A 26,236-nucleotide genomic window follows, 5' to 3' on the forward strand; every position below is an offset into this window, starting at 1 on the left:
TGTCAGCCCCTGCTCTGCTTCTCCGCGGCGAATGCGGCCGCCTCGGCAAAGTAGCCGTCAATCAGCCGGTGATAAATGGCCGTGAGCTGTTCCACGTCCTGCGCGGGTACACGCTCGTCCACCTTGTGCATGGTCTCGCCGACAAGGCCGAATTCCAGCACCGGGCAATGGTTCTTGATGAAACGGGCATCGGACGTGCCGCCGGTGGTGGACAATTCCGGCGCGCGGCCCAGCACATATTCCACAGAGCGGGCGACAAGGTCCACGAACGGCCCCGGCTGGGTGACGAAGCTTTCGCCGGAGATCTTCGCGCTCACCGTCAGCGTTGCATCGCGCTTGGCGGCAACAGCAGAGACGGTGTTCTTGACCAGGTCAATGAGGCTCTGGCCCGTATGCCGGTCGTTGAAGCGGATATTGATGCGGGCGCGGGCCGTGGCGGGAATGACATTGGTGGCCTCGTTCGCAACGTCCACCGTGGTGATCTCGAGGTTGGAGGGCTGGAAATGCTCCGTGCCCTGATCGAGCTCCAACGCATCAAGTGCTGCCAGCGCAGCCACAAGATGCGGCACCGGATTGTCAGCCAGGTGCGGATAGGCCACGTGCCCCTGCTTGCCCTGGGCCGTGATGACCATGTTGACGCTGCCGCGGCGGCCGATCTTGATCATCTCGCCCAGCTCATGCGGGTTGGTGGGTTCGCCTACCACGCAATGGTCAATCTGTTCGTTGTGCCGGTCGAGCCAGTCCAGCATCTTGACCGTGCCGTTGACCGCAGGGCCTTCCTCGTCGCCGGTGATGAGGAAGCTGATGGACCCCGCCTCGGTGCCCTGGGCCTTGATATAGGCAGCCGCCGCCGCAGCGAATGCAGCGATCGAGCCTTTCATGTCCGCAGCACCGCGGCCCCAGATCACGCCATCCTTCACCGTGCCCTCGAAAGGGCCGACCTGCCACTCACTGGCATTGCCGGGCGGTACCACGTCCGTGTGGCCGGCAAAGCAAAGGTTCGGGGCCGCTGTGCCGATGCGGGCATACAGGTTGTCCACCCGGTCCTCGCCCGGCTCCTCGAAAGGCAAGCGGTGACAGGTGAAGCCCAGCGCCGTGAGCCGTTCTTCCAGGAGATCAAGCGCACCGCCTTCTGCCGGGGTGACGCTGGGACAGCGGATCAGCTCGGCAGCAAAGGCAACGGGATCAATCGGCAGGGATTTATCGGTCACGGGCGGCTCAGGTCAGTCACGCAGCAATTCATTGATGGATGTCTTTGAGCGGGTCTGGGCGTCCACGCGCTTGACGATGACGGCGCAGGCCAGGCTCGGGCCGGGAGTTCCGTCCGGCAGCAGCTTGCCGGGCAGCGCGCCGGGCACGACCACCGAATAGGCCGGCACTTCACCCATAAAGATCTCGCCCGTCGTGCGGTCGACGATCTTGGTGGACTGGCCGAGGAAGACGCCCATGGAGAGCACCGAGCCCTCACGCACGATCACGCCTTCGGCCACTTCCGAGCGGGCACCGATGAAGCAATTGTCCTCAATCACCACCGGGTTGGCCTGCAGCGGCTCCAGTACGCCGCCAATGCCGGCGCCACCGGAGATGTGCACGTTCTTGCCGATTTGGGCGCAGGAGCCGACGGTGGCCCAGGTGTCCACCATGGTGCCCTCATCCACATAGGCGCCAAGATTGACGAAGGATGGCATCAGCACCACGCCCGGCGCGATATAGGCAGACTTGCGGACCACGCAGTTGGGCACGGCACGGAAACTGGCCGCGCGCCACTGATTCTCGCCCCAGCCCTCAAACTTGCTGGGCACCTTGTCCCACCAGGTGGTGTTGGCACCGGGACCACCCTCAATGGGGGCCATGTCGTTGAGGCGGAAGGACAGAAGCACGGCCTTCTTGGCCCACTGGTTGACGGTCCAGTCGTCGCCCTGCTTTTCCGCCACGCGCAGCTTGCCGCTGTCGAGCGCATTGAGCGCGTCGTCCACCGCCTCGCGCACCTCGCCGGTGGTGGAAGTTGTCACGCTGTCGCGATTGTCGAAGGCGGTTTCGATGGTGGCAGCAAGATCGGCGAAGCTCATATCTGTCTCTGTCGGCTCGTCTTTTGAGGGAAGGTCATAAGAGGTGGCCGCACGATAGCCACAGGCCCCCTACAGTCAACCTGAATGGGCGTTCCGGCCGGCTCACCTGGCCATTTGGCACTCTTTTGTGCCTCCGTGGGGGTCGTCAGGCTCAGAGGGCGTCGAGAAAGCCCACCAGATCCTCAGTCGTGTGGTGGACGTGGTCACCGTCCTTGCCGTGATGGGCCTTTTCGGTGGCGAAGGCGTCTTCAGTGTGGACCCACACCGTGCGCATGCCCATCTGGTGCGGCACCACGAGATTGCGGGCGATATCCTCGAACATCGCCGCTTTTCTGGCATCCGCTGCCGAACGGCCGATGAAATGGCCGAAAGCATCCGGGTGCGGCTTGGGAATGTAATTGCACGCGGCGATGTCGATGATGCCCTCGAAGCGGTCGAGCACACCAAGCTTTCCGGCCACATTTTCCGCGTGCCGGTGGGAGCCATTGGTGAAAATGAAGCGCTTGCCCGGCAACCGCGCCAGGGCTGCGTCCAGGGCCCGGCTTTCGTCCACCACGGCCAGGTCGATGTCGTGCACGAAATCAAGGAAGGGCGTGGGGTCCATGCCGTGCTCTGCCATCAGGCCGGCCAGGGTGGTGCCGTGATCCACATAATATTGTTTCTGGATGCGGCGGGCTTCCACCGGATCAACATCAAGCTCTCTGGCAATGAATGCGCCCATGCGCTGGTCGATCTGGGCGAAGAGGTTGCAGTGAGCCGGGTAGAGCGTGTTGTCGAGGTCGAAAATCCAGGTGTCCACATGGCCGAAATCGGCATGGGTCACGGGCTGCGCAGACTGTGTTTCGGCATAATCGCTCATGACCGGGAATGTGGCGCGACGACCCGGTGCTGGCAAGGCCGTCGCTCAGCCTGGGGTGCGATTTGGGGTTAATTTCCCGTTAGGCGCAGATGCCTAGACTTGCCTTCAGACGTGGCGGTGCCCCCGCCAGAAGCCCGGGGAAGGCCGGGTGTGGCTGTCGGGGCCATTGCATAAGGAATTCGCGGGATTTTGGGCCATGCTCAAGCTCATTAAGCGCCTGACGGGAGACCGTGCCGCTGCGCGCGGCACGCTGGCCTATGAGGAAGCGCGGGCGTTGCTTGAAACCGAAAAGCCGGCCACCCGCCGCGACCTTGCGCAGCGCACCGACCTCAAGCCTGAGATGCTCTACTACCTGGCGGAAGATTCCGACGAGCGCACCCGCGCGCTTGTTGCGGCCAACCCGTCCACGCCGCACCAGGCCAATGCGCTTCTTGCGGAGGACGAGGCCGCCAGCGTGCGCCAAGAACTGGCGGCGAAGATCGGGCGCCTCCTGCCCGACCTCGAACCTGACGCCGCCGTCCGCCTGCGCGACCAGACCCTTGAGCTGATCGAGAAGCTGGCCCGCGACCAGGAGCCCCGCGTGCGCGCAATCCTGTCGGAAGAAATCAAGTCTTCGCCGCTGGTGCCGCGGGATGTCGTGCAACGGCTGGCCCGCGACGTCGAGATATCGGTCTGCGGGCCGATCCTGCGCTACTCACCGCTGCTGAGTGATGCCGACCTGATCGAACTGATTGCCACCACGCAGATTGCCGGGGTGATCGAGGCAATTGCAGGCCGCGAGGCGCTGAGTGCCGATGTCTCGGATGAGGTTGTGGCCTCGCTGGACATCCCTGCTGTTGCCACGCTGCTGGCGAACAGCAGTGCTGAAATCCGCAACAGCACGATGGACAAGATTGTCAAGAACGCCGCCGAAGTGGCGCAGTGGCACGAGCCGATTTCGCTACGCCCCGACCTGTCGATCCGCGCGGTGCGGCGCATTGCCCAATTTGTCGGGCGTGACCTGCTGCACGGTCTCGCAGACCGGCTGGGCATGGACGAGGAAACCCGCCGCCTGTTGTCAGGCCGGTTGCACGAGCGTCTTGATGAAGGGCCCGAAAGCGAAACGGAAGTAGCAGCCGCCACCATCGTGCAGCGCGCACGCGAGCAGGGACGGTTGGATGCTGCCTTCATCACGGACGCGGCGGAGGAAGGGCACGGAGACCAGGTGGCCTATGCCATGAGCCTGTTATCCGGCCTGCCGCTTGATGATGTGCGGCGCGTGCTGGGAGCAAGCAATGGCAAGGCGATAACGTCGCTTGTCTGGCGTGCGCGGCTGCCGATGCGGGTATCGGTGGTGATCCAGACCCACGTCATGCACCTCAAGCCGCCGGCACTTCTGCCGGCGCGCAATGGCAGCGAATTCCCGATGAGCGAAGACGAGATGACACGGCTTCTCGACTATTTCGGCCTTGCGGCCAAGTCTGCCTGAGGCGCTATCGCAGCCTCATTGTGTGGGTCTCAGTCCCCTCTTCCAGCGTCACTTCCTGAAACGGCACTTCGTCATATCCACGCGCAGCGCAATTGCTCCGCCCCCGGATGAAGAAGCGTGTGGGCTTTGTGCAGAATGTGCGGTCGCCGCCCCAGACCATGGGAACGTCATTGCGCTTGGCAATGTCTCCCCCCTCGGTCACCGCCTCGGCATAGGCATAGTAGGTGGGTTCGTCCAGGGTACTGGTGATGGCAGGCGCGCAATTGCCAGCAGGTACGCGAATCCAGCCTGAAGAGCGCCATTCATCGGATTTGCGGTACCCGATGGCGGCCCACACCAGCAACTCCGTATCGTTGCAGAAGTGAAAGCCCGTGCGGCGCTGGCGCTTCTCGCCGGCGGCTTCCAACGCTGCGAACAGGCCATCGGAAATCTGTCCATTCACAGGCAGGCCGTTGGCTTTCTGGAAATCCTTGATGGCGCGGGTGGTGCGGCCACCTGAAAAGCCATCGACGGAGCCCGGTTCATAGCCAAGCTCCCGAAGAAGCCGCTGGGTCCCGGCCGTGCGGGCGCGTTTGTTGTCGTAGCTGCCGCTTTCGGCAAACACAGCCTTCCAGTCACGGCGCCCTTCGGTATCGATGCGGGCAAACTCCACTTTCTGAAGTCCGCGGCCGGTGCAACCATTGGCGCTGACAAAGCTGAAATCCGCCACATCAATGCACAGCATGCGGTCGCCGGAGGTGAGCCTGCGGCTGGCTCCGTGGGCGGCGCGGGTGCGGGCGAAAGCGTAGTATTCGGCCTCACCGAGGTCCTCGCCGATCACCGTCACGCACTCACCGGGATTGACCTTGAACCAGCCCTGCACGAGGAAGCCTTCCTCCACTTCGTGCGCGGAGGCGGCATCCAGCAGATAGCTCGAGCGGTTGCAGTATTCGAGCTTTGCCTCGGCGGGGGCCGCGGCCAGCACGGACAGAACTGCCGTGACGATAGCGGCGAAGGCAATGGTCAGGCGATCAGCCAATGAGGGACCCCGCACCATGCTCGGTGAAGAGCTCGAGCAGAACCGCATGCGGCACCCGGCCGTCGAGGATGACAGCAGCCTCGGACCCCGCGGCTCGGGCTTGCAGGCAGGTTTCGATCTTCGGGATCATACCGCCTGAGATGGTGCCATCCTTGATCAGCGCTTCCGCATCGGCGGGCGTGATGTTGGTCAGCAGGTTACCGTCCTTGTCGAGCACACCGCGCACATCCGTAAGCATCAGCAGGCGCTTGGCGTTGAGCGCACCGGCGATGGCACCGGCGGCGGTGTCCGCATTGATGTTGTAGGTGTGGCCGTCTTCGGATACGCCGATGGGTGCAATCACGGGGATGAGGGCCGAGCCGAGCAGCACCTTGAGCACGTCCGGGTTCACCTTGGCGGGCTCACCGACAAACCCCAGATCCAGCACGCGCTCGATGTTGCTGTCGGAGTCCTGCACGGTCTTGTGCATCTTCTCTGCAACGATGAGCTTGGCGTCCTTGCCTGACAGGCCCACCGCCTTGCCGCCCGCCTGGTTGATGGCGGTAACCACTTCACCGTTGATCTTGCCCGCCAGCACCATCTCAACGACTTCGACGGTGGCCTTGTCGGTGACACGCAGGCCGCCCTTGAACTCACTTTCGATCGCCAGGCGCTCAAGCATGGAGCCGATCTGCGGACCGCCCCCGTGGACGACGATGACGTTGATTCCCACCTGCTTGAGCAGCACGATGTCGCGCGCGAACTGGGCAGCCAGCTTGTCGTCGCCCATGGCGTGGCCACCATACTTCACCACCACGACCTTGCCTTCGTAGCGCTGCATGTAAGGCAGGGCCTCGGAGAGGATATGGGCCTTTTCAAGCCAGGCTTCGGCCGTTGCGTCTGTCATTTCGCGGATGTCCGCCATGTCCGTCTGGTCAATCTGTTTGCGGGTCCGGTGTGCGCTTGCGCCGCTGCGCGGCCGCACCGCCCGGTTGCTGAAGTCTATAGCGTGAAACCGCCTTCGACTGCCAGAACATGGGTCTCAGCAGCGGTTAATGTTCGCGAAGACCCGCTATCTCCGCGCGCACATGTTCGAGGCCCTCGCCCGTTCGGGAAGCAGTAACCAGCACGCGGGGATGTGCCGCCACATGCTTACGCATCACGGCCTCTGTGCTTTCGATCACCTTCTCAAGCTCACCCTTCTTGGGCTTGTCAGCCTTGGTCAGCACCACCTGATAAGACACAGCGGCCGTGTCCATGAGCTTGAAGATTTCCTCGTCATTGGCCTTCACGCCGTGGCGGCTGTCGATCAGCACGAAGACCCGGCGCAGAGACGCGCGTCCCGCGAGATAGTTCGTGATGAGAGAGTTCCATGCCCGCACCTTGGACTTGCTTTCGCGCGCATAGCCGTAGCCCGGCAGGTCGACCAGATAGACACCGTCGGGATCGTTTTCGGGCAGGGTGAAGAAGTTGATTTCCTGGGTGCGGCCAGGCGTGTTGGACGTGCGGGCCAGATCCTTGCGGCCGGTCAGCGCGTTGATGAGGCTCGACTTGCCAACATTTGACCGGCCCGCAAAGGCGAATTCCGGCCGGTCGCCCATTGGCAGGCCATCCACCTTGACCACGCCCTTGAGAAAGCCGCAGGGCCGCGCGAACAGGAGCCGGCCGGCCTCGATCAGCCGTGCCTGCTCCTCATCATCCGCGTCCGACATATCCCTTTCGCCTTACGAAGCGTCGGTATTGGAACCGGACTTGAAGCGCTTGGTCAGCCACTCAAAATCCTGTCCCCATTCCGGCGACACGCCCTGGCGGCGCATGATCACCCATTGCTGAAGGATCGACAGGGCGTTGTTGAACGTCCAGTAGATCACCAGACCCGCCGGGAAGGTCGCGAGCACGAAAGTGAAGATCACCGGCATCCAACGGAAGATCTGCTGCTGGATCTCGTCAGTCGGTGCCGGGTTCATCTTCATCTGCAGGTACATGGAGATACCCATCAGCACCGGCCAAATGCCGACGGTCAGGAAATCCGGCGTATCCCACGGGATGAGGCCGAACAGGTTGAACAGTGATGTCGGATCCTTCGCCGACAGATCCTCGATCCAACCGAAGAACGGTGCGTGGCGCATTTCGATGGTGACGAACAGCACCTTGTAGAGGGCAAAGAATACCGGGATCTGGATCAGGATGGGCAGGCAGCCGGCGAGCGGGTTCACCTTCTCGCGGCGGTAGAGCTCCATCAGCTCCTGCTGCTGCCGTTGCTTGTCGTCCTTATAGCGGTCACGCAGCTTCATCATTTCCGGCTGCACCTTCTTCATCTTGCTCATCGCCACATAGGACGTGTTGGCAAGCGGGAAGAAGGCAAGCTTGATGAGGATGGTGAGGACGATGATGGCGACACCGAAATTACCGACGATGCCCTGGATGTAGAGCAGCGCCAGGAACAGCGGCTTTGTGATGAAGTAGAACCAGCCCCAGTCGATGGCGAGTTCAAAGTTATCGATACCCAGCGCCCCTTCATAGGCGTCGATGATGCGCACCACCTTGGCACCGGCGAACAGGCGGTCGGTGATGGAGGCGGTGCCATTGGCCGGCACGGTGATTGGATCGCGCAGATAATCGGCCTGGTAGACGTCCTGGCCGCGCAGGGGCGTATCGGAGAACGACATGCGGCTGTTGGCGGACTGGTCGGGCACCAGAGCCGTCATCCAGTATTTGTCGGTGATGCCGATCCAGCCACCGGCAGTGCGGGCCCGCACTGAACCCTGCTCCTGGAGATCGTCATAATCGATCTCCTGCAAGCCGTCCGCATCCGGAAAATAGCCGATCAGGCCTTCATGCAGGATCCAGATGCCCTCGGTCTCCGGCGTGCCGGTGCGCGCCACGAGGCCATAGGGAAACAGGGTGACAGCTGCACCCGTGCTGTTCTCGACGCTCTGTTCGATGGTGAACATGTAGTCGTCGTCGATCGAGATCGTCTTGCGGAAGATGAGACCCGCGCCGTTGTTCCACGACAGGGTGACCGGGTTAGCCGGCGTCAGCGTGCCCTCAGTTTCACGGGTCCAGAGAGTGGAGCTGCCCGGCAGCGCGACATTCGCGGATGCAGGCGCCGTCCAGCCGAACTCGGCGTAATAGGGGTTGTCTGATCCGCGCGGCGACAGCAGAACGATTTCCGCGCTCTCCGGGTCCACCGTCTGGCGATATTCCTTGAGCTGAAGATCATCGATACGTCCACCCACAAGCGAGATCGACCCGTCGATGCTGGGGCTGTCGAAGGCAATGCGCGGGGTCTGCTCAAGGGCGATCGCGCGCGGCAGCACCGGCTGGCCTGCTGCGGGCACGCCTGCGCCGCCGAGTTGCTCATCTACCTGCGGCGCACCACCCGTGTCCGGCACCGGCGTGACGCTGCCGCCTGCTGCACCGGCCGGGGTGCTCTGCCCGGCGGCATCGCCTGGAGTGGCGGCCTGCTGCGTTTCCTGGGTGGCGGGCGCCGGCGGTTCGACGAAGAAGTACTGCCAGCCCACAAGGACGGCGACACACAGAACGGCTGCGAGAATGAAGTTACGGTTTTCGTCGGTCATCGGCGGAGGACGTCTCACTCACGTAAATGCAGGAAGGCGGAAATGCAGCGAGGCAATTGGCTGGCCGATCAGCTTTGGATCGTCAGCCGGTGGATGGGCGGTCAGGTGGCCGCTTGCGCTTGCCCTGTCCATGCACCCTTGCCAGCGCCTGCTCGAGATCGCCCTGCAACAGCGCAAAGGGACGGGTCAGCGTGCCGGCGCGCCCGATAACTACATAATCGCGGCCCGGAAGGCCATAGCAGGGGAGAATTGCCGCAACCGCGGCACGCAGACGGCGCTTGGCCCTGTTGCGGACCACGGCATTGCCGACCTTGCGGGTGACAGTGAAACCGACCCGCAAGGGAGCTTCACCGGGCGTGCCCGCATCTGACCGCTTGCGCATCTGAAGCACGAGTCCGGGCATGGCGACGCGGCGGGCGCGCGCTGCCTTGAGGAAGTCCGCCCGCTGCTTCAGGCGTTCGATCATTTTCTTCAGTGCTGCCGGGGCATACGGGCCCCGAACGGCGCCTTGTTAGGCGGAAAGAACCTTGCGGCCCTTCGCGCGGCGGCGTTGCAGAACCTTGCGGCCGTTCTTGGTGGCAAGGCGCGCGCGGAAGCCGTGACGGCGCTTACGTACGAGGCGGCTGGGCTGGTATGTCCGTTTCACGGCACAAACTCCGGATAAGGCCCCGAATTCTCAGGGAATGGCTCAAAACTGGGTCAGGCGGCTTTCAGGACCGCGCGAAGCGAAGGCAATGGCAAAGCCTCTCCGCCCGCGGCGGGAAATCCCGCAGCGCCGAAGCCGCGGGTTTTAAGCAAGCGGCAGAGGCTTGTCAATCACCGCCCGCACTGTCTCAGGGCTCAAATTCGGCGCAGATTAACGCCTATCACAGGTGAAAACAGCCCATCACAAGGCCGGGAGGCGGGCTTTCAACTGCCCCGGCAATAGGTCACTTAGTGCCACACCAACCGTGACACCGGTCCCCATGTCGTCGGCACCGCCCATCCTGTGACCCAAGGAGCCCTTATGCAGCGTAAGATGAGCATATCGTCCGCCCGTACGGGCCGTCTCCTCAGCGCGGTCGGGCTGGACCGGCGTGACGTCATGGCGGCAACCTGCGGTGTTCTTCTGAGTGGCCTCTTGTTGGGGGCACCGGGAGAAGCCGGGGCGATGGATCTGGCAGAGGCATTCAAGGATCATGACCCGATGAGCACACGCACCGTCGACCACAGCCTGTGGGCTGATCTTCTGTCCGCCCATGTGCGCGAAGGGGACGACGGGGTTACGCGGGTGGATTATGCGGCCCTTGCCGCCAGCAAGGCGGATCTTGAGAAGCTGGGCACCTATCTCGATATCCTGCAGGACACCAAGGTCTCCAGCCTCTCACGCGACGAGCAATTCGCCTATTGGGCCAACCTCTACAACGCGGTGACGGTAGAGGTCATTCTTGACCACTATCCGGTCCGGTCGATCCGCGACATCAACATTTCACCCGGCCTGTTTTCTTCAGGACCCTGGGGCAAACCACTTGTCACCGTTGAGGGTAAGGATCTGTCGCTCGACAATATTGAGCACGACATCCTGCGCAAGAACTGGGATGAACCGCGGGTGCATTACGCGGTCAATTGCGCGTCTTATGGCTGCCCAAACCTGGCAACCGATCCCTACACGGGCAAGACACTTGAAGCCCAGCTTGATGCGGCGGCCCGCGCCTATGTGAACCATCCGCGCGGTGTGCGCTTCGACGGCAGCAAGCTCGTGCTTTCCAAGATCTTCGACTGGTACGGCAAGGATTTCGGTACCACCCGCGACGAGCAGCTTGCGGCCATCGCGGCCCATGCCGCTCCTGATCTTGCCGAAAGGCTTGCAACCCATTCAGGCCGCATCGGTTACGAATATGACTGGACGCTCAATGATACGGCCAACACGGACAGCTGAGCGGACACCCTAGACCACATCTTTCCCACATCTGCCATTCACTCGCGGGGGACTGCGCGATGACTGACCAATCTACTGATCCGACAAAGGACGCGCAGGGCTTCAGCCTGAAACGCTCCCTGCCGCTCGTCGTCCTGGTGGCGCTCATTGGCGCAGCCTTCTATTTCGATCTGCACTCTTATCTGTCGCTTCAGACCATTGCTGAAAACCGTGAGGCACTGACGGGTTTCGTCGCCGGCAACATCCTCGTGGCGGTCGCAGCATTCGTCGCCGTCTATATTGTGGTAGTTGCCCTTTCGCTGCCCGGTGGCGCGCTGCTGACCATCACAGGCGGGTTTCTGTTCGGACCGCTTCTCGGCGGGCTTGCCACGGTGGTGGGCGCAACGATCGGGGCAACCATCATCTTCCTTATCGCCAAGACATCCTTCGGCGAGCCCCTGGCGGCGCGGGCCGGCCCATGGCTTGAGAAGCTGCGTGACGGCTTCCGCAAGGATGCGCTGTCCTATCTCTTGTTCCTGCGGCTGGTGCCCGCCTTCCCCTTCTGGCTGGTGAACCTTGCACCTGCTGTCCTCGGCGTGGGCCTGGGGACCTATGTCATCGGCACCTTTGTCGGCATCATTCCGGGGACCTTTGCCTTTGCCTTTGTCGGCGCGGGCCTCGACTCGATCATCGAAGCGCAGCAGGAGGCCTACAACGCCTGCATCGCCGAGAAGGGCGCTGATGGCGGCTGCTCCTTCGCCCTTGATCCGGGATCGCTGCTGACCCCTGAAATCCTTATCGCCTTCGCCGCGCTGGGCGTGGTGGCGCTGATCCCCGTGGTGATCCGCCGCCTGCGCGACCGCAAATCCGCTGCCTGAGGAAGGATGATCCAATGAACAAGATCACAACGGATATCTGTGTCATCGGCGCCGGATCAGGCGGCCTGTCGGTTGCGGCGGGCGCTGTCCAGATGGGTGCCAAGGTAGTGCTGATCGAAGGCGGCAAGATGGGCGGTGACTGCCTCAACTATGGCTGCGTGCCGTCAAAGGCACTGCTGGCTGCCGGCAAGCACGCACACATGTTCGGCCATTCGGACGAATTCGGCATAGCCCCTGCAGCCCCGCAAGTGGACTTCGCCAGGGTCAATGCGCATGTGAAGAGCGTCATCGCGGCGATTGAGCCCAACGACAGCGTCGAGCGCTTCGAGGGGCTGGGCGTGCACGTGATCCAGGCCTATGCGCGCTTCAAGGATGCCCGCACGGTCATTGCCGGTGACACCGAAATCCGTGCCAAGCGCATTGTTATCGCCACCGGGTCGAGCCCGGTCGAACCTCCGATCCCGGGTCTTGAAGACGTCCCTTATTTCACCAACGAGACTATCTTCGACAATACCGACCTGCCGGACCACCTGATCGTCATCGGCGGCGGGCCCATCGGCATGGAGATGAGCCAGGCGCATCGCCGGCTCGGCGCGAAGGTAACGACACTGGAAGGCGGCACGGCGCTGGGCAAGGACGACCCGGAGCTCACGGCCATCGTCAAGAAGCGCCTGATCGATGAAGGCATAGACCTGCGGGAAAACGCCATGGTGCAGCGGATCGAAAAGACCGATGCAGGCATCCGGGTGGTCTTTGAGAAGGACGGCCAGGAACAGAGCGTGGACGGAACGCACCTGCTGCTGGCCGTTGGCCGCAAGCCCAATGTGGAGCGGCTCGAGCTTGAGAACGCGGGCATCGAGTACACCAAGCGCGGCATCCAGGTGGATGACCGGCTGCGCACGACCAACAAGAAAATATTCGCCATGGGCGACGTTGCAGGCGGCCTGCAGTTCACCCACGTCGCCGGCTATCACGCGGGCATTGTGATCCGTAACGCGCTGTTCAAGGTGCCGGCCAAGGCAGATCATTCGGCGGTGCCGTGGGTCACTTACACGGACCCCGAAATGGCCCATGTTGGCCTGACCGAAGCCGACGCGCGCAAGAACCACGGGGACAGCATCACGGTCCTCAAATGGGGCTTTGACGAAAACGACCGCGCCCAGGCAGAACGGCGGACCGAAGGCCTTATCAAGGTCGTGACGGACAAGAAGGGCGTCATCCTTGGCGCCTCCATCGCCGGCCTCAATGCGGGTGACCTGCTGGCCCCATGGATTCTCGCGGTTGGCCAAAGGCAGAAGATCGGCACCATGGCGCAGTTCATTGCGCCTTATCCCACTCTGACGGAAGTGTCCAAGCGGGCGGCCGGCTCCTATTATACGCCGACGCTGTACAGCAGCCGGATCAGGTTCATCGTGCGGCTGCTGATGCGCCTGTTCGGCTGAGGCCAACCGGCCGCGGGCGGACGTCACGACCACAGGGGATGCAGGCAGGCGATGTCTGAGGAGCAGGACAGGGACGATCCGCAAGGCACGGCCGCACGGCCGAGCCTGCAGACCCTGTTGCCCAGGCGACTTGCCCGCAGCCTTTCAGCGCAGCTTCTGGTGCTGACTGTCGCCTTCGTCATGCTGGCGGAAGTCTTCATCTATGTGCCGTCAATCGCCAATTTCAGGGCGACCTGGCTGATGGACCGCATCAATGCCGCTCAGCTTGCAAGCCTTGCCGTCGAGGCTGCTGCCGAGCGCGGCGTCATGCCGGAGCTTGAAGCTGAATTGCTGCGCAATGCCGAGGTGAAGGCGGTGGCACTCAAGCGTGACAACCGGCGTGAACTGCTCCTGGCAAGCCCCATGCAGGACATGATCGTCGCACGCTATGATCTGCGTGGCGCCACGTGGCTGGAACTGTGTTACGACGCCTTCGAAACCCTGGTTTTCGGGGGCGGCCGCACGGTGGCCGTTGCCGGCAGCCCGCGGTTTCGCGGCGGTGAGTTCATCGAGATCGTGATCGACGACACGCCGCTGCGGCAGGCGATGTTCGTCTATTCCGGAAATGTCCTGTTCCTGTCGATCGTCATTTCCATCTTCACCGCAGCGCTGGTGTTCCTCGCGCTCAACCGGGCGCTGGTGATTCCGATGATGCGTATCACGGAAAACATGGTGCGGTTTCGTCAGCAGCCGGAAGATGCGTCCCGCGTGATGCTGCCGTCCCAACGGCGCGACGAGATCGGCACGGCGGAACGGGAACTTGCGGCCATGCAGGGCGAGATTCGCCAGGCCCTACGCCAGAAGACCCGGCTGGCCGCGCTCGGCACGGCCGTGAGCAAGATCAACCATGACCTGCGCAATATTCTCGCCAGCGCGCAACTGATCTCAGACAGGCTCACCGGTATCGACGACCCTCAGGTGCAGAAGCTGGCACCACGCCTGTTCACCTCAATCGACCGGGCCATCCAGCTTGCGACCGACACGATGAAGTTCGGCAAGGCGGAGGAAGCACCGCCGCGTAAACAATTCGTCCCGCTGGCGGATCTCGTGCACGAGGTGTGCGATGCTGCCGTTCCAGCGGATGACACACGCATCCGGACCGAGATTTCCATCGATCCCGAGGAGCAGGTCTTCGCCGATGCCGATCAGCTCTTCCGTGTGCTGCTCAACCTCGCGCGCAACGGCGTTGAAGCCATGCTGGAGGCAGATGGCGGCGGCACTCTGTCCATAGGCTGTGAGATGGTGCCAGGCGGCGGGCGGCTCTACATAGCTGACACGGGGCCCGGCCTGCCGGTCAGCGCGCGGGCGCACCTGTTCGAGCCTTTTGTTGGATCAGCCCGCAAAGGTGGCACGGGGCTGGGCATGGCGATCGCGGCGGATCTCGTGCGCGCCCATGGCGGCATCATCCGCCTGCACCAGTCCATACCCGGCCATACGGTGTTTCATATCTACTTGCCTGGCCCGGATGGCCAGATGGCGGAACCGGAAGCCGATCTCGCTGCGGAATGACAGGTCAGCCTGTGGCGTGCTATCTGACGCGCCATGAGCTGGGATCCGACGACCTATCTGGGCTTTGCCGACCACCGCACCCGTCCTGCCGCGGAACTGCTGGCCCGCATCGACATGACGTCCCCGGCCCGCGTGGCGGATCTCGGCTGCGGCCCCGGCAACTCCACCGCCCTCCTTGCAACGCGCTGGCCTGAGGCAGCCGTCCACGGCGTCGACAGTTCCCCGGAGATGATTGAGCGAGCCTCACGTGCCGGTCTCAATGCCGCGTTTTCTGTCGGCGACATTGCAGGCTGGTCGGCGGAAGCTCCGTATGACGTCATCTTTTCCAATGCGGCATTGCACTGGCTCGACGGGCACGACGCCCTTCTGCCACACCTGATGAGCCAATTGTCGAAAGGCGGTGTCCTGGCCGTGCAAATGCCCGCCAATTTTTCGGCCCCCAGCCACGTACTTCTTGAGGAGGCCGTTCTTGAGACCGGCAGCAAGGATCTGATCGCCCGCCTGCGAGGCAATCCTGTCAGTCCGATGGCGGAGTATCACCGGATACTTGCACCCCATGCTGCCAATCTGGATATCTGGGAAACGACCTATCTGCAGGTTTTGACCGGGAACGACGCGGTGCTGCAATGGACGAGCGGAACAGCACTTGTGCCCTTTGTCTCAGAACTTGCCGGGCAGCAGCGAGACGACTTCGTTGATGCCTATCGGGGAAAGCTCGCGGCGGCCTACCCGCAACGTGCTGACGGCACGACGCTTTTTCCCTTTACCCGACTTTTCATGGTCGCCCGCTGCGCTTGAGCCAGATCAGAAACGGAAGCCCGTGGACGCTCTGAGGTCATGGTGCATTGCAACCAAAGCGCCGTGGTGCCACCCTTGATCCAGCCCCCACCTTCCACGACGATCACAAGGGTTTCATGTCCACGCTTGATCTTGGTGTTATCGGCAACAGCAGCTTTGGTGCTCTTATCAACCCTCAAGGCCGCATCGTGTGGTGCTGTCTTCCCCGCTTCGATGGCGACCCGGTTTTCTGCGACCTTCTGAATGGCGGCGATGAGGCGCGCGAAGGCGGCGGCTTCGGCTTCTGGGACATCGAGATATCGGATTTCGCGCGTAGTGAGCAGCACTACGCACACAACACGGCGATCCTGAAGACGCGGCTGTATGACAGCGACGGCAACGCGGTGGAGATCACCGATTTCGCGCCGCGTTACATCAGCCTGGGCCGCATGTTCCGCCCCGTGTCGATTATGCGGCGACTCAAGCCGATTGCCGGTACCCCACGCATCACCATCCGCCTGCGCCCGCGCTACAATTGGGGCGACCGCGTGCCGGATGTCAGCCGCGGCTCCAACCATGCACGCTTCTTTCATACCGGCCAGGCCCTTCGGCTCAACACCAATGCCCCGCTGACATACGTGCTTGAGGAGCGCAGCTTCCTGCTGGAAGAGCCAGTGGACATGATGCTGGGGCCGGACGAACCCCTGATCGGCAGTTTGCGCGAGACAGCGAACGCCTTCGAAGAGCGCACGGCGGATTACTGGCGCACCTGGGTACGGCGGCTGGCGTTGCCGCTTGAATGGCAGGACGCCGTGATCCGGGCGGCCATCACGCTCAAGCTGTCCACTTTCGAGGAGACGGGCGCCATCATCGCGGCGATGACGACGTCGATCCCCGAGGCACCGGGCACCCAGCGTAACTGGGACTACCGCTATTGCTGGCTGAGGGACGCGTTCTTCGTGGTGCGCGCTCTCAACTCGCTGGCAGAGAACGAAACGATGGAGAACTATCTCCGCTATCTCAACAATATCGTCGGCGAAGCGAACAACCACCTGCAGCCCGTCTGGGGCATCAGCCGGGAAGCCCAGCTCGTGGAGCGGGAGGTCGAAAGCCTGTCGGGCTATCGCGGCATGGGCCCCGTGCGGGTGGGCAACCAGGCCTATGAGCACTTCCAGCATGACGTATACGGAAACGTAGTGCTCGCCGCGGCGCAGAGTTTTCTGGATCAGCGGCTGTTTCATCCGGGCACGCCGGAAGACTTCCAGCGGCTGGAGCATATGGGCGAGCTGGCTTTCGAGAAGCATAACCAGCCGGATGCGGGCATGTGGGAACTGCGCACGCGTGCGCGGGTTCATACGTCTTCCAGCCTCATGTGCTGGGCTGCATGCGACCGTTTGTCCAAGATTGCCCGTCATATGGGGTTCACAGACCGGGCGTCCTATTGGCAGGGCCGCGCGGACACGATCCACGCAACGATTACAACGGAAGCTTGGAACCCGGACATGGAATCATTCGCTGAAAGCTTTGGCGGCAAGGGTGTGGAGGCCGGTCTGCTGCTGATGGCTGAAGTCGGTTTCCTCAGTCCCGACGATGAGCGGTTCCGCAAGACATTGGATGCCGTTGAGCGCACCCTGCGGCGCGGCAAGCATATGTACCGCTATGCGGAGGCGGATGATTTCGGCGAGCCGGAAACCGCCTTCAATATCTGCACCTTCTGGTACATCGATGCCCTGGCCCGCGTCGGCCGGGAGGAAGAAGCGCGCGAGATCTTCGAGGAGATGCTGGCAGCACGGAATTCGCTGGGGCTGCTGTCGGAAGATACCGACGTCAAGTCCGGTGAATTGTGGGGCAATTACCCACAGACCTATTCGCTGGTGGGCATCATCAACGCTGCCATGCGGCTGTCACGGCGCTGGGAGGAAGAAGTATGAGCAGGCTCATTGTCGTTTCCAACCGCGTGGGACCGATCGGTGATGCAGCACGCGCCGGCGGTCTTGCCGTAGCCCTTGTGGAAGCGCTCAAGTCTTCGGGCGGCATCTGGTTTGGCTGGACCGGCGACGTGATCGAAGAAGCGGACACCCGCCTGAAACTCGAATCCGCCGGACCGCTGACGCTGGCGACCATTGATCTGTCAGCGGATGATTTCGACGCCTACTACAATGGCTTCGCCAACCGCTCCCTGTGGCCGCTTTTCCACTTCCGGACCGGGCTTGTGCAATATGACCGTGACAACTTCGCGGGCTACTCAAGGGTCAATGCAGCCTTCGCCAAGGCATTGCTGCCGCTTGTGCAGCAAGACGACCTGATCTGGGTGCATGATTATCACTTCCTTCTCTTCGCCGAGGAGCTGCGCAAGCTGGGCTGCACCCGACCCATAGGTCATTTCCTGCACATCCCCTTTCCGCCGCGCGAACTTCTGACAACGCTGCCCAACCATGAGGAGCTGGTAAAGGCACTCTTTGCCTTCGACATTCTCGGGTTTCAGACCGAGCATGACCGCGACCGGTTCTTCGATTATGTGCGCATGGAAGTGGGCGGCAGTATCCTTGGTGACAAGGCGCGGTGCTTCAACCGTACGGTGACAGCACGCGCATTCCCTATCGGGATCGACGCCGGCACGTTTGCCAATTTCGCCAGTACGGATGACGGGCAGAAACAATTCGCATCCATGCGTGACATGCTGCGCGGGCGCAGGCAGATCATCGGTGTGGACCGGCTGGACTACACCAAGGGCCTGCCTGAACGCTTCAATGCCTTCGAGCGCATGCTGGAAGACCATGAGGAGCATCGCGGTGAAGTGAGCCTGCTTCAGGTCGCGCCGCCATCACGCACGGATGTGAGCGAGTATCAGGATCTGCGGCTCGAGCTGGAAGGCATGGCAGGCCATATCAATGGCCGTTTTGCCGAATTCAACTGGACACCGATCCGCTATCTCAACCGGTCCTTTGCCCGCCAGGCGCTGGCCGGTCTCTACCGTGCCAGCCATGTGGGGCTGGTGACCCCGCTGCGCGACGGGATGAACCTCGTTGCCAAGGAGTATGTCGCTGCTCAGGACCCGGAGGATCCCGGCGTGCTGGTGCTGTCGCGCTTTGCCGGGGCTGCGAAACAACTGACGGATGCTGTGATCGTCAACCCCTATGACGTGCAGGGCATGGCGGACGCCATGAATGTGGCCCTCACCATGCCGCTGGATGAACGCAAGGACCGCTATACCAAGCTGATGAAAGTCATTTCCGAAGAGGACATCGGTCATTGGCGGACATCCTATCTCGAGGCCCTGTCCAGCGTGGAACATGCGGGGGTGACCGGAGGCAGCCTGCATGGCGACCAGAACGGGGCCGTTGCCTGAATGCCGACGCCGCATGATCTGCCGGTCCTTGTTGCCGATATCGGCGGCACCCATGCCCGCTTCGCCCTGACACAGCCGGGTGCGTCCAGGCCGGACGAGCCCATGGTGCTGATGACGGCGCTTTATCCAACGCTTGAGGCTGCGCTCGAGACCTTTCTCGAGCAGGCGGGCCACCCTGCCCTCGGCGGGGCGGCTCTCTGTGCTGCCGGCCCGGTTCAAGGAGCAGGGGACGAGTGCCACATCGCGATGACCAACCTGCCCTGGGTCGTCAGCGCCCGTGCCGTCACCGCGGCGACCGGCTGCCCGCGTATTTCCATCGTTAATGATTTCACCGCAGCCGCCCTGTCCCTGCCCCATCTGGATGCAGACGACCTCGTGCAGATCGGCGGGGCCACGGCAGATGACGACGCCCCTCGTGGCATTCTCGGTCCGGGTACGGGGCTTGGCGTTTCGGGGCTCATCCCTGATGGCCGGGGCGGGTTCGTGCCATTGTCCGGCGAAGGCGGGCATGTCTCGCTGGCGCCGGGAACCGAGCGTGAGATATCGCTGCTCTTTCAGTTGATGCAGACCCATGGCCATGTCTCCGCAGAGCGGGTGCTGTGCGGGCCGGGCATGGAGGAGCTCTATGGGGCACTTGGAGCGCTTGATGGGTCCCCGGAAATCGGCAGGCCGACAGCGGCGGATATTGCCCGCATGGCCGCAGACGGCTCATCGCCGCTGGCGCGGGAGGTGGTCGAGGTGTTCACGGGGCTTCTGGGATCGGTCGCCGGTGACCTCGCCCTCACCCTGGGCGCGCGCGGCGGCATCTATCTCGCGGGTGGTATCCTGCCGCGCTGGGGTGACATTCTGAACCACCGCCTGCTGCGCTACCGCTTTGAAGCAAAGGGACGCTTCAAGCCCTATCTGGCTGAGATCCCCATCTATCTGATCACCGTGCGGGACATCGCCCTTATCGGCCTCACTGCCCTCGCCCGCCGCAGCTGACACGCTCCCTCAATCCAGCACCACGCCCTCGCGGCGCGGGTCCGCACCGCCCTCGAGGCCACCTTCCACCACGCGGACCCCATGCAAACCGCTGGTTATTTCCTTCACTTCCACGTCGTGCCCACGCATGCGCAGGCTTTCGGCCAAGGTCGCGATGAAGGTGTCTTCCTCAAGCTCAAGTGTGGTGTTGCGGTGCACGTGGCGCGGCATGTTGATCGCCTCCTGCATCGTCATGTTCCAGTCCAGAACGCCCACCAGCGTCTGAGCAACGAAGGCGATGATGCGGCTGCCGCCCGGCGAACCGACCGCAGCATAGAACTCCCCGTCCTCATCCAGCACGATCATCGGTGACATGGAGGACCGGGGCCGCTTGCCGGCTTCCGGCCGGTTGGCGACTGGACGCCCTTCCTTCTCCGGCACGAAGGAGAAATCCGTAAGCTGATTGTTGAGCAGGAAGCCGCCGGTCATCAGATGGCTGCCGAAGGGTGCCTCGATGGACGTCGTCATGGACACCGCATTGCCCCACCTGTCGCGAATGGCGAAATGAGACGTGGAGTGCGCCGGCTTGGGCTCAGCCACTGCGAGGGACGCATCGGATCCGGCCGGAAGCCCCGCCTCCAGCGGCGCGCTGGACTGCGTCTTGTCAGGGTGAATAAGACGGCTGCGCAGGCGCAGATAAGCCCGGTCCAGCATGCCTTCGAGCGGTACGTCCACGAAGTCCGGGTCCGCCAGATATTTGTTGCGGTCCGCATAGGCCAGGCGGCTTGCTTCGGAGATCAGGTGAATTGAATCCGCCGACTGCGGCTCGGCGCGCTGCATGTAGAAGCTTTCAAGGAGCCCCATGATCTGCAACACCGTCGTGCTGCCAGACGTAGGCGGCGGAGCACCGCAAAGAGTGTATGTGCGGTAGGGCGCACACACAGGCTCCCGCTTCACAGGCTCATAGGCAGCGAGGTCAGCCGCCGTCATGCGTCCCGGGTTTCGTGGCGCATTGTTGACCGCTTCGAGGATCTGCGTGGCGATCTCACCTTCATAGAAGGCGCGCGGGCCTTGCGTGGCAATAAGCCTTAGTGTGCGCGCATAGGCCGGGTTTGTGAGGCGAGCGCCGATGGCGAGCGGAACGGGCTTTCCCTCCCCGTCGACCGCGCCCGGCTCGAAGAAGTAGTCTTTCACCACAGGCATCATCGGCAGGGCCGGGGACCAGTTGATGAGCTTGTTGAGGCGGGGTGTGACGTCGAAGCCGTTCTCGGCAAGCGCAATCGCAGGCTCGAACAACTCCTCCCAAGGCAGGCGCCCGTGCTCATCATGCGCGGCGGCCAGCATGGCAATGACACCGGGCACGCCCACAGCATGACCGCCGACGACCGCGTCGAAGAAGCCCATGGGTGTGCCGTCGGATTGCAGGAAATGCCGCTCGGTCACGCTTGCGGGCGCGGTCTCGCGTCCATCCCAAGTTTCGACGCGCTTGGTATCCTCATTCCAGTAGACGAGAAAGGCCCCGCCGCCGATGCCGCTTGACTGCGGCTCCACCAGGGTCAGCACAAGCTGTGTCGCCACGGCTGCATCCACCGCGGAGCCACCACGCTTGAGCATCTCCATGCCCGCCTGGCTTGCCAGCGGATGGGCTGCTGACACCATGTGCACCGGCGGCGGCGTCACGGCGATGGTGACGAGGAAGCCGACAAGGGCAATGCCCAGCAGCGTGCCGGCAAGGGTGAGGACAGTCTTGAGGCGTGCCATGCAGGTTTCTTCCCGGAGGTGTCGGCGGATCAGTCATCGCGTGATCGGTTATCCGCAGAATAGCCAGCCGGCGACCGGACTGGCCAGACTTGAAACAGGACCGTTTCGAACAGGTTTGGGCGTGCCTCACTGAATGCCCGCGCAGCCCTATCGGGTTTTGCGTTTTCGATGACCGGTCGCGCATACTCCGGCACCCCCACTCCGGGACCGGTGCCGTGACACCGGCTCGCCGGCGTTTTCAGGAAGAGCTGCATGACTGTTCAGACACCCGTCCCCTTCGCACCCGGGCCGCGCAATCTCATCACCGATGTCACCGGGCTGCGGGTCGGACAGGCACAGGATGATGCGGTGCGCACGGGCGTAACGGTGATCGCACCGGAAGGCCGCGCCGTGGCCGCGGTGGATGTACGCGGAGGCGGACCGGGCACGCGGGAAACGGATGCATTGTCCGCCGACTGTCTGGTCGACGAGATAGACGCCATCGTTCTGTCCGGTGGCTCCGTCTACGGCCTCGAAGCGGCCTCAGGTGTCACTGCACGGCTGGGGGCGCGGGGGCGTGGCTTCGCCCTGGGGTCAACTCCACTTGTGGCGCCCATCGTGCCATCGGCCATCCTTTTCGACCTTTCGAATGGCGGTGCCAAGGAGTGGGGCGAGACGCCGCCCTACCGGCGTCTGGGCATCGAAGCCATGGAGGCGCTGGACGCGGATGTGAGGCTGGGCAATGCGGGGGCCGGCCTTGGCGCGCGCGCGGGCGCGCTCAAGGGCGGCACGGGGTCCGCTTCTGTTGTTGCGCCGGGCGGTTTCGTCGTCGGTGCTCTGGCCGCAAGCAATCCCTTTGGTTCCTGCGTCATGCCGGGAAGCGGCCGGTTCTGGGCCGCTCCCTTTGAGAAAGCAGGTGAGATGGGTGATCAGGACTCCTTTCCGGGGCCAGCACATCTGCCTGATGATCCGTATGCGGAGACCAAGATCGGTGCATCGCCTGGCATGAACACCACGATTGGCGTCGTTGCGACCGATGCAGCCCTGACGGTGGCCGAGACCCGGCGTCTGGCGATGATGGCGCAGGATGGGTATGCGCGCGCCATCCGCCCTGTCCACACGCCTTTTGACGGTGATGTCGTTTTTGCGCTGGCGACCGGGTCACGGCCTCTGCCGGAGGACACGGCGCGGGCGGGACTGGTAGCGATGCTTGGTGCGCTGGCTGCCGACACGCTGGCACGCGCCGTTGCGCGGGGTGTCTATGAAGCTGAGACCCTGGGGGCAAGCCCCTCTTATCGCGAGCGGTATACGCGCTGAAGCTCCCTGGTCACCTGTCGATCAACTGCCCAGAACCAGCGGCGCTAGGAAGGTGGCCAGCAGCGCGATCAGTACGATCCCGATGATGTTGAGCGCGAACCCGGCCCGCATCATTTGCGGCACGGTTACATAGCCCGACGCGAAGACGATAGCGTTCGGCGGGGTTGCGACTGGCAGCATGAAGGCGCAGGACGCCGACATGACTGCGGCAGCGGCCAGTACCATCGGCGGGTGGCCGGTGGCCGCCGCAATGGCCGCGATGACCGGCAGGAGGGCTGCGACCGTTGCGGTGTTGCTGGTGAGTTCTGTCAGGAAGATGACCATCGCTGCCACCGCCGCGACAAAGGCGAAGAGCGGCAGCCATGACAACGTCCCAAGGCTATCGCCCAGAGCTGCCGCGAGACCGGTGCTCGAAAAGGCCCCGGCGAGCGCCAATCCGCCGCCGAAGAGAATCAGCACGTCCCATGAAATGTTGCGCGCCTGAGCCCAGGACAGGAGACGCTCGGAATGCGGCGCCTCTTCTGAGGACGTCTGTTGCGCCCCGGCCGGCAGGATGAAGAGCGCCAGCGCGCCTGCAATCGCAATGCCCGGATCAGACAGACCGGAGAGAAAGGGAAGATCGTCAAGCAAGGGGCGAATGAGCCAGAGGCCTGCCATGGTGGCAAAGACGATACCCACGCGTTTTTCAGGCGTCGTCATTTTGCCCAGCTCGGCCAGCTGGCTGCGTACTTCTTCCTGACCATGGGCAGCCTCTTCAGCGGACCTGCCGAGATCAAAGGGATAGACGACGCGCGTCATCACCAGCCAGATGACCGGCAGCATGATGACCACCAGCGGCATGGCCAGCAGCATCCAGGCGGCAAACGAAATCTCGATGCCGAATTCCTGCTCGAAGAAGGCGGCCATCAGCGCATTGGGCGGGGTACCTACCAGGGTGCCGATGCCGCCTACGCTGGCGCTGTAGGCAATGGAAAGCATGGTGGCGAGGCCGAAGCGCTGGGCATTCGATTGCGTGGCGTGCGGGCTGTTGAGGATGACCACGCTGACCACGGATGCTGCGATGGGCAGCATCATGATGGTAGTGGCGGTGTTCGACACCCACATGCTGAGAAAGGCTGTCGCAACCATGAAGCCCGCGATCAACCGGGTCGGTTCCGAGCCCGCCCGCGAGGCAATGGTGAGGGCGATGCGCTTGTGCAGGTCCCAGCGCTGCATGGCCTGCGCCACCAGGAAACCGCCCATGAACAGGAAGATGAGCGGATGCGCATAGGATGCAGCCGTCGGGCGGATGGGCTGAATATCCAGGAGCGGAAAGGCAACAAGCGGCACGAGGGCCGTAGCGGCGAGCGGCAGGGCCTCGAGAGCCCACCAGCAGGCCATGAGGGCAGCGACCGCGAGAACGTTCCAGGCGGCGGGCGGCATGCCCTCCGGAGGACCAATGGCGATAAGCACAACAAAGGCCGCAATACCGCCAAAAAGCCCCAGGCGCCTGTGATGCGGCGCCGGTGACCCGGCTGCCGCAGCGGCGGCCAGATGGCCGTGGCTGATTACGTCGGATTGAGCGGCAGAACCCGGCTTGCCGGGGGCTGTGTCGTTATCCGCCATCGCGCTCCCCGGTTCGGTCTCTCAGCGTACTGATTGTCCTCGTCCGGATAAGGACATATCAGCGGACGTAGACGCGCACCTCATTGGCGGTGACATCACCGCGGGTGGTCGCGGAGAGGCGGATGCGGTCCGCCGGGAGGCCCATTTCGTTCATGGTGCGCACCACCGTCTCGGCATTGCGGCGGGACTGGCTCTGTGCCAGCTGCACCCGGTCCGGGCTGCCGGCAGCGGGGCTCACCGCCACCACGTCGAACTGGGCAGCTGGACGCACTTCAAGTGCCCGGCTCAGGGCCGTGTACAGGGCCTGCTGATACTGAACGTCCGGACGGTCAAAGCGGATGGTGACCAGCGCCGGCGTGCCGGCGGCAGGGGCCGGAGCGGCTGCCGCGGTGGCAGCGGGCGGCGCGATGTTGGACACGGCAAGGCCGGACCCGAACAACTCACCGGCCTTGATGGCGTTGGCCAGGGTGGTGAGGCTCGACCGCTCATTGGCCACATAGGTCGTCTGGCGGGCGATGTCGTCGCGCAGCTCCGTAAGCAGGCGTTCGATCAGCACCGTGGTCTGGCGGACTTCGTCCTGCAGGATCCGGAGCTGGCGATGATCGTCTTCGACGGCACCGGACAGCGAGAACGTGGCGGCGGTTGCTTCCAGCAGGTAATTGGCCGTGGACGCGTTGGTCGCGATCTCGGTGGAGAGGCCGGACATGGCGTTGATGTCGGCAGAGACCGCGTCAAGCTGGGCCTGCGCGGTATTCCACTGTGACACCAGTTCCGGGTTGCCCGGCGTGGTGCCGCGTTGCAGGCGGGCGGTGATGGCGGCGCGGGTCGCGTGATAATCGCGCGCATTGGCCGTGGCCTCGGCGCGGGCGGTGTTCACGCGGGAGGTCTGGCCTACCATCGTGTCCTGCAGGCTGCGCAGCTCGTTGCGCAGGCTTTCGACCTTTGCACCAACGCCGGTGCCGGTGGCCCGGCCGCCGGTGACGCTCAGGGCTTCGAAGCTGCGGGCAGAGACGCCCACATCAGTGGAGACGGCAGTGGTGCCTGCGGCATTGGAGGCCGACGTCACGTTGCGGCTGCCTTCACCGAACAGGTCTGAGTCCTGGATCGCCGCGCAGCCACCAAGGAGCAGCGCCGAGGCAGCCAGCGCGCCTGCCGTGCGGACCAGCGAAGTCAATGAGAGGGAGTAGGCGCGGGGAGCAGTTCTGGAAATGGGGGTGGTCATCGCGCGCTCTTGTTACCCTTTGGTTCTGACAGGGAAGCCTGCCTGCATGGCCCGGTTCCAACCGGCATGGTGCGTCCGGCACCGCCATCCAAGAAGATCAGCCCCCTGAAACTGGCCGCAGCCGCCGGGATGGCGGACGACCGGTTGACAACGATTGCCGGTTTTTCCGGGACGAGACCGCATCCTGGCCCCTGTCGCCCCACGCCGGCTCAATGAATGGTGCGGATGAGCACGATGAAAGCCGCCGCAATCGGCTCTCTGACCGCTCCTCCAGCAGTCCTGCCCTGCGTTTAATAGTGCAGCGCGAAACCGAAGTCACTCTAGCCAATGCAGAATCGGCCTACAAGCTTGGCTTTTATGGTGAATTTGAAGGGGTTAAGAGAGTCTTTACATGCCAGATACGGGTCACCGGCACAGGAACCGGGCCCCGTCGGGCAGGCAGCGAATCAGATGGCCTGACACAGCCCCGCGGCACACGGCTCTACGCCGCCGGGAAGACGCAGCTTTGTGAGCTTTTTGTCGGT

22 protein-coding genes are annotated in these 26,236 nt (G+C 63.3%); 10 read left to right on the forward strand and 12 right to left on the reverse strand.

What is annotated here, in order from left to right:
- Positions 1-2 precede the first annotated feature (2 nt).
- From dapE to HG718_RS12630, 3 genes are all read right to left on the reverse strand, one after another.
- Entirely contained in the window at positions 3-1,211 is a 1,209-nt protein-coding gene (gene dapE, locus HG718_RS12620) for a succinyl-diaminopimelate desuccinylase (protein WP_244624800.1), read from the reverse strand.
- A gap of 12 nt (positions 1,212-1,223) precedes the next feature.
- Complete coding sequence (dapD, locus tag HG718_RS12625; RefSeq protein ID WP_160587007.1) at positions 1,224-2,069, reverse strand: 2,3,4,5-tetrahydropyridine-2,6-dicarboxylate N-succinyltransferase; 846 nt, start codon at positions 2,067-2,069, stop codon at positions 1,224-1,226.
- Between the two features lie 151 nt (positions 2,070-2,220).
- Entirely contained in the window at positions 2,221-2,928 is a 708-nt protein-coding gene (locus HG718_RS12630; protein WP_160587008.1) for a pyrimidine 5'-nucleotidase, read from the reverse strand.
- Positions 2,929-3,124: 196 nt separating this feature from the next.
- Here HG718_RS12630 and HG718_RS12635 point away from each other — a divergent pair, with 196 nt between their 5' ends.
- Complete coding sequence (locus HG718_RS12635; RefSeq protein ID WP_160587009.1) at positions 3,125-4,396, forward strand: DUF2336 domain-containing protein; 1,272 nt, start codon at positions 3,125-3,127, stop codon at positions 4,394-4,396.
- A 4-nt stretch (positions 4,397-4,400) separates the two neighbouring features.
- Here the strand turns inward: HG718_RS12635 and HG718_RS12640 are convergent, their stop codons facing one another.
- From HG718_RS12640 to rpmH, 6 genes are all read right to left on the reverse strand, one after another.
- Positions 4,401-5,414: a DUF1036 domain-containing protein gene (locus HG718_RS12640; protein ID WP_027838371.1), complete on the reverse strand. Its 1,014-nt coding sequence runs from the start codon at positions 5,412-5,414 to the stop codon at positions 4,401-4,403.
- Entirely contained in the window at positions 5,407-6,300 is an 894-nt protein-coding gene (gene argB / locus HG718_RS12645; RefSeq protein ID WP_160587010.1) for an acetylglutamate kinase, read from the reverse strand. The genes HG718_RS12640 and argB overlap by 8 nt, the downstream gene beginning before the upstream one ends.
- A gap of 145 nt (positions 6,301-6,445) precedes the next feature.
- Complete coding sequence (gene yihA / locus HG718_RS12650; protein ID WP_160587011.1) at positions 6,446-7,105, reverse strand: ribosome biogenesis GTP-binding protein YihA/YsxC; 660 nt, start codon at positions 7,103-7,105, stop codon at positions 6,446-6,448.
- A gap of 12 nt (positions 7,106-7,117) precedes the next feature.
- Positions 7,118-8,974: a membrane protein insertase YidC gene (gene yidC / locus HG718_RS12655; RefSeq protein ID WP_160587012.1), complete on the reverse strand. Its 1,857-nt coding sequence runs from the start codon at positions 8,972-8,974 to the stop codon at positions 7,118-7,120.
- 82 nt (positions 8,975-9,056) lie between these two features.
- On the reverse strand, positions 9,057-9,440 hold the full coding sequence (rnpA, locus tag HG718_RS12660; RefSeq protein ID WP_160587013.1) for a ribonuclease P protein component: 384 nt from the start codon (positions 9,438-9,440) through the stop codon (positions 9,057-9,059).
- 45 nt (positions 9,441-9,485) lie between these two features.
- Entirely contained in the window at positions 9,486-9,620 is a 135-nt protein-coding gene (rpmH, locus tag HG718_RS12665) for a 50S ribosomal protein L34 (RefSeq protein ID WP_027838367.1), read from the reverse strand.
- A 372-nt stretch (positions 9,621-9,992) separates the two neighbouring features.
- Between rpmH and HG718_RS12670 the strand changes: the two genes are divergently transcribed.
- The 8 genes from HG718_RS12670 (at position 9,993) to glk (ending at position 19,849) form a co-directional block, all read left to right on the forward strand.
- Positions 9,993-10,892, forward strand: a complete 900-nt coding sequence (locus HG718_RS12670; RefSeq protein WP_160587014.1) for a DUF547 domain-containing protein — start codon at positions 9,993-9,995, stop codon at positions 10,890-10,892.
- 59 nt (positions 10,893-10,951) lie between these two features.
- Positions 10,952-11,749 carry a TVP38/TMEM64 family protein gene (locus HG718_RS12675; protein ID WP_160587015.1) on the forward strand — a complete coding sequence of 266 codons (798 nt, stop codon included), beginning with the start codon at positions 10,952-10,954 and terminating at the stop codon, positions 11,747-11,749.
- Positions 11,750-11,763: 14 nt separating this feature from the next.
- Entirely contained in the window at positions 11,764-13,191 is a 1,428-nt protein-coding gene (locus tag HG718_RS12680; protein ID WP_160587016.1) for a dihydrolipoyl dehydrogenase family protein, read from the forward strand.
- A gap of 51 nt (positions 13,192-13,242) precedes the next feature.
- On the forward strand, positions 13,243-14,739 hold the full coding sequence (locus HG718_RS12685) for a sensor histidine kinase (protein WP_160587017.1): 1,497 nt from the start codon (positions 13,243-13,245) through the stop codon (positions 14,737-14,739).
- 33 nt (positions 14,740-14,772) lie between these two features.
- Positions 14,773-15,537 (forward strand): methyltransferase domain-containing protein, encoded by a 765-nt coding sequence (locus HG718_RS12690; RefSeq protein WP_160587018.1) that lies wholly within the window; start codon positions 14,773-14,775, stop codon positions 15,535-15,537.
- A gap of 116 nt (positions 15,538-15,653) precedes the next feature.
- Complete coding sequence (locus HG718_RS12695; RefSeq protein ID WP_160587019.1) at positions 15,654-17,447, forward strand: glycoside hydrolase family 15 protein; 1,794 nt, start codon at positions 15,654-15,656, stop codon at positions 17,445-17,447.
- Positions 17,444-18,865, forward strand: coding sequence for an alpha,alpha-trehalose-phosphate synthase (UDP-forming) (otsA, locus tag HG718_RS12700; protein WP_160587020.1), 1,422 nt, complete (start codon positions 17,444-17,446; stop codon positions 18,863-18,865). Before HG718_RS12695 ends, otsA begins: the two co-directional genes overlap by 4 nt.
- Positions 18,866-19,849 (forward strand): glucokinase, encoded by a 984-nt coding sequence (glk, locus tag HG718_RS12705; RefSeq protein ID WP_160587021.1) that lies wholly within the window; start codon positions 18,866-18,868, stop codon positions 19,847-19,849. It begins immediately after the preceding gene.
- Between the two features lie 9 nt (positions 19,850-19,858).
- On the opposite strand, the gene ggt is transcribed toward glk, so the two are convergent.
- Positions 19,859-21,589 (reverse strand): gamma-glutamyltransferase, encoded by a 1,731-nt coding sequence (gene ggt, locus HG718_RS12710; protein WP_160587022.1) that lies wholly within the window; start codon positions 21,587-21,589, stop codon positions 19,859-19,861.
- Between the two features lie 252 nt (positions 21,590-21,841).
- Between ggt and HG718_RS12715 the strand changes: the two genes are divergently transcribed.
- Positions 21,842-22,885: a P1 family peptidase gene (locus tag HG718_RS12715; RefSeq protein ID WP_160587023.1), complete on the forward strand. Its 1,044-nt coding sequence runs from the start codon at positions 21,842-21,844 to the stop codon at positions 22,883-22,885.
- 21 nt (positions 22,886-22,906) lie between these two features.
- Here HG718_RS12715 and HG718_RS12720 read toward each other — a convergent pair whose 3' ends face one another.
- Together HG718_RS12720 and HG718_RS12725 are read right to left on the reverse strand one after the other, a co-directional pair.
- Complete coding sequence (locus HG718_RS12720; RefSeq protein ID WP_160587024.1) at positions 22,907-24,490, reverse strand: SLC13 family permease; 1,584 nt, start codon at positions 24,488-24,490, stop codon at positions 22,907-22,909.
- A gap of 58 nt (positions 24,491-24,548) precedes the next feature.
- On the reverse strand, positions 24,549-25,712 hold the full coding sequence (locus HG718_RS12725) for a hypothetical protein (protein ID WP_205345632.1): 1,164 nt from the start codon (positions 25,710-25,712) through the stop codon (positions 24,549-24,551).
- Positions 25,713-26,236 lie beyond the last annotated feature (524 nt).

The organism is Pyruvatibacter mobilis, assembly GCF_012848855.1.
GTDB classification, from domain to species: domain Bacteria; phylum Pseudomonadota; class Alphaproteobacteria; order CGMCC-115125; family CGMCC-115125; genus Pyruvatibacter; species Pyruvatibacter mobilis.

Coding starts and splice junctions, on each gene's coding strand:
- dapD (WP_160587007.1), bottom strand. CDS start 2,069: ATGAGCTTCGCCGATCTTGCTGCCACCATCGAAACCGCCTTCGACAAT.
- HG718_RS12630 (WP_160587008.1), bottom strand. CDS start 2,928: ATGAGCGATTATGCCGAAACACAGTCTGCGCAGCCCGTGACCCATGCC.
- HG718_RS12635 (WP_160587009.1), top strand. CDS start 3,125: ATGCTCAAGCTCATTAAGCGCCTGACGGGAGACCGTGCCGCTGCGCGC.
- argB (WP_160587010.1), bottom strand. CDS start 6,300: ATGACAGACGCAACGGCCGAAGCCTGGCTTGAAAAGGCCCATATCCTC.
- yihA (WP_160587011.1), bottom strand. CDS start 7,105: ATGTCGGACGCGGATGATGAGGAGCAGGCACGGCTGATCGAGGCCGGC.
- yidC (WP_160587012.1), bottom strand. CDS start 8,974: ATGACCGACGAAAACCGTAACTTCATTCTCGCAGCCGTTCTGTGTGTC.
- rnpA (WP_160587013.1), bottom strand. CDS start 9,440: ATGATCGAACGCCTGAAGCAGCGGGCGGACTTCCTCAAGGCAGCGCGC.
- HG718_RS12670 (WP_160587014.1), top strand. CDS start 9,993: ATGAGCATATCGTCCGCCCGTACGGGCCGTCTCCTCAGCGCGGTCGGG.
- HG718_RS12675 (WP_160587015.1), top strand. CDS start 10,952: ATGACTGACCAATCTACTGATCCGACAAAGGACGCGCAGGGCTTCAGC.
- HG718_RS12680 (WP_160587016.1), top strand. CDS start 11,764: ATGAACAAGATCACAACGGATATCTGTGTCATCGGCGCCGGATCAGGC.
- HG718_RS12685 (WP_160587017.1), top strand. CDS start 13,243: ATGTCTGAGGAGCAGGACAGGGACGATCCGCAAGGCACGGCCGCACGG.
- HG718_RS12690 (WP_160587018.1), top strand. CDS start 14,773: ATGAGCTGGGATCCGACGACCTATCTGGGCTTTGCCGACCACCGCACC.
- HG718_RS12695 (WP_160587019.1), top strand. CDS start 15,654: ATGTCCACGCTTGATCTTGGTGTTATCGGCAACAGCAGCTTTGGTGCT.
- otsA (WP_160587020.1), top strand. CDS start 17,444: ATGAGCAGGCTCATTGTCGTTTCCAACCGCGTGGGACCGATCGGTGAT.
- glk (WP_160587021.1), top strand. CDS start 18,866: ATGCCGACGCCGCATGATCTGCCGGTCCTTGTTGCCGATATCGGCGGC.
- ggt (WP_160587022.1), bottom strand. CDS start 21,589: ATGGCACGCCTCAAGACTGTCCTCACCCTTGCCGGCACGCTGCTGGGC.
- HG718_RS12715 (WP_160587023.1), top strand. CDS start 21,842: ATGACTGTTCAGACACCCGTCCCCTTCGCACCCGGGCCGCGCAATCTC.
- HG718_RS12720 (WP_160587024.1), bottom strand. CDS start 24,490: ATGGCGGATAACGACACAGCCCCCGGCAAGCCGGGTTCTGCCGCTCAA.
- HG718_RS12725 (WP_205345632.1), bottom strand. CDS start 25,712: ATGACCACCCCCATTTCCAGAACTGCTCCCCGCGCCTACTCCCTCTCA.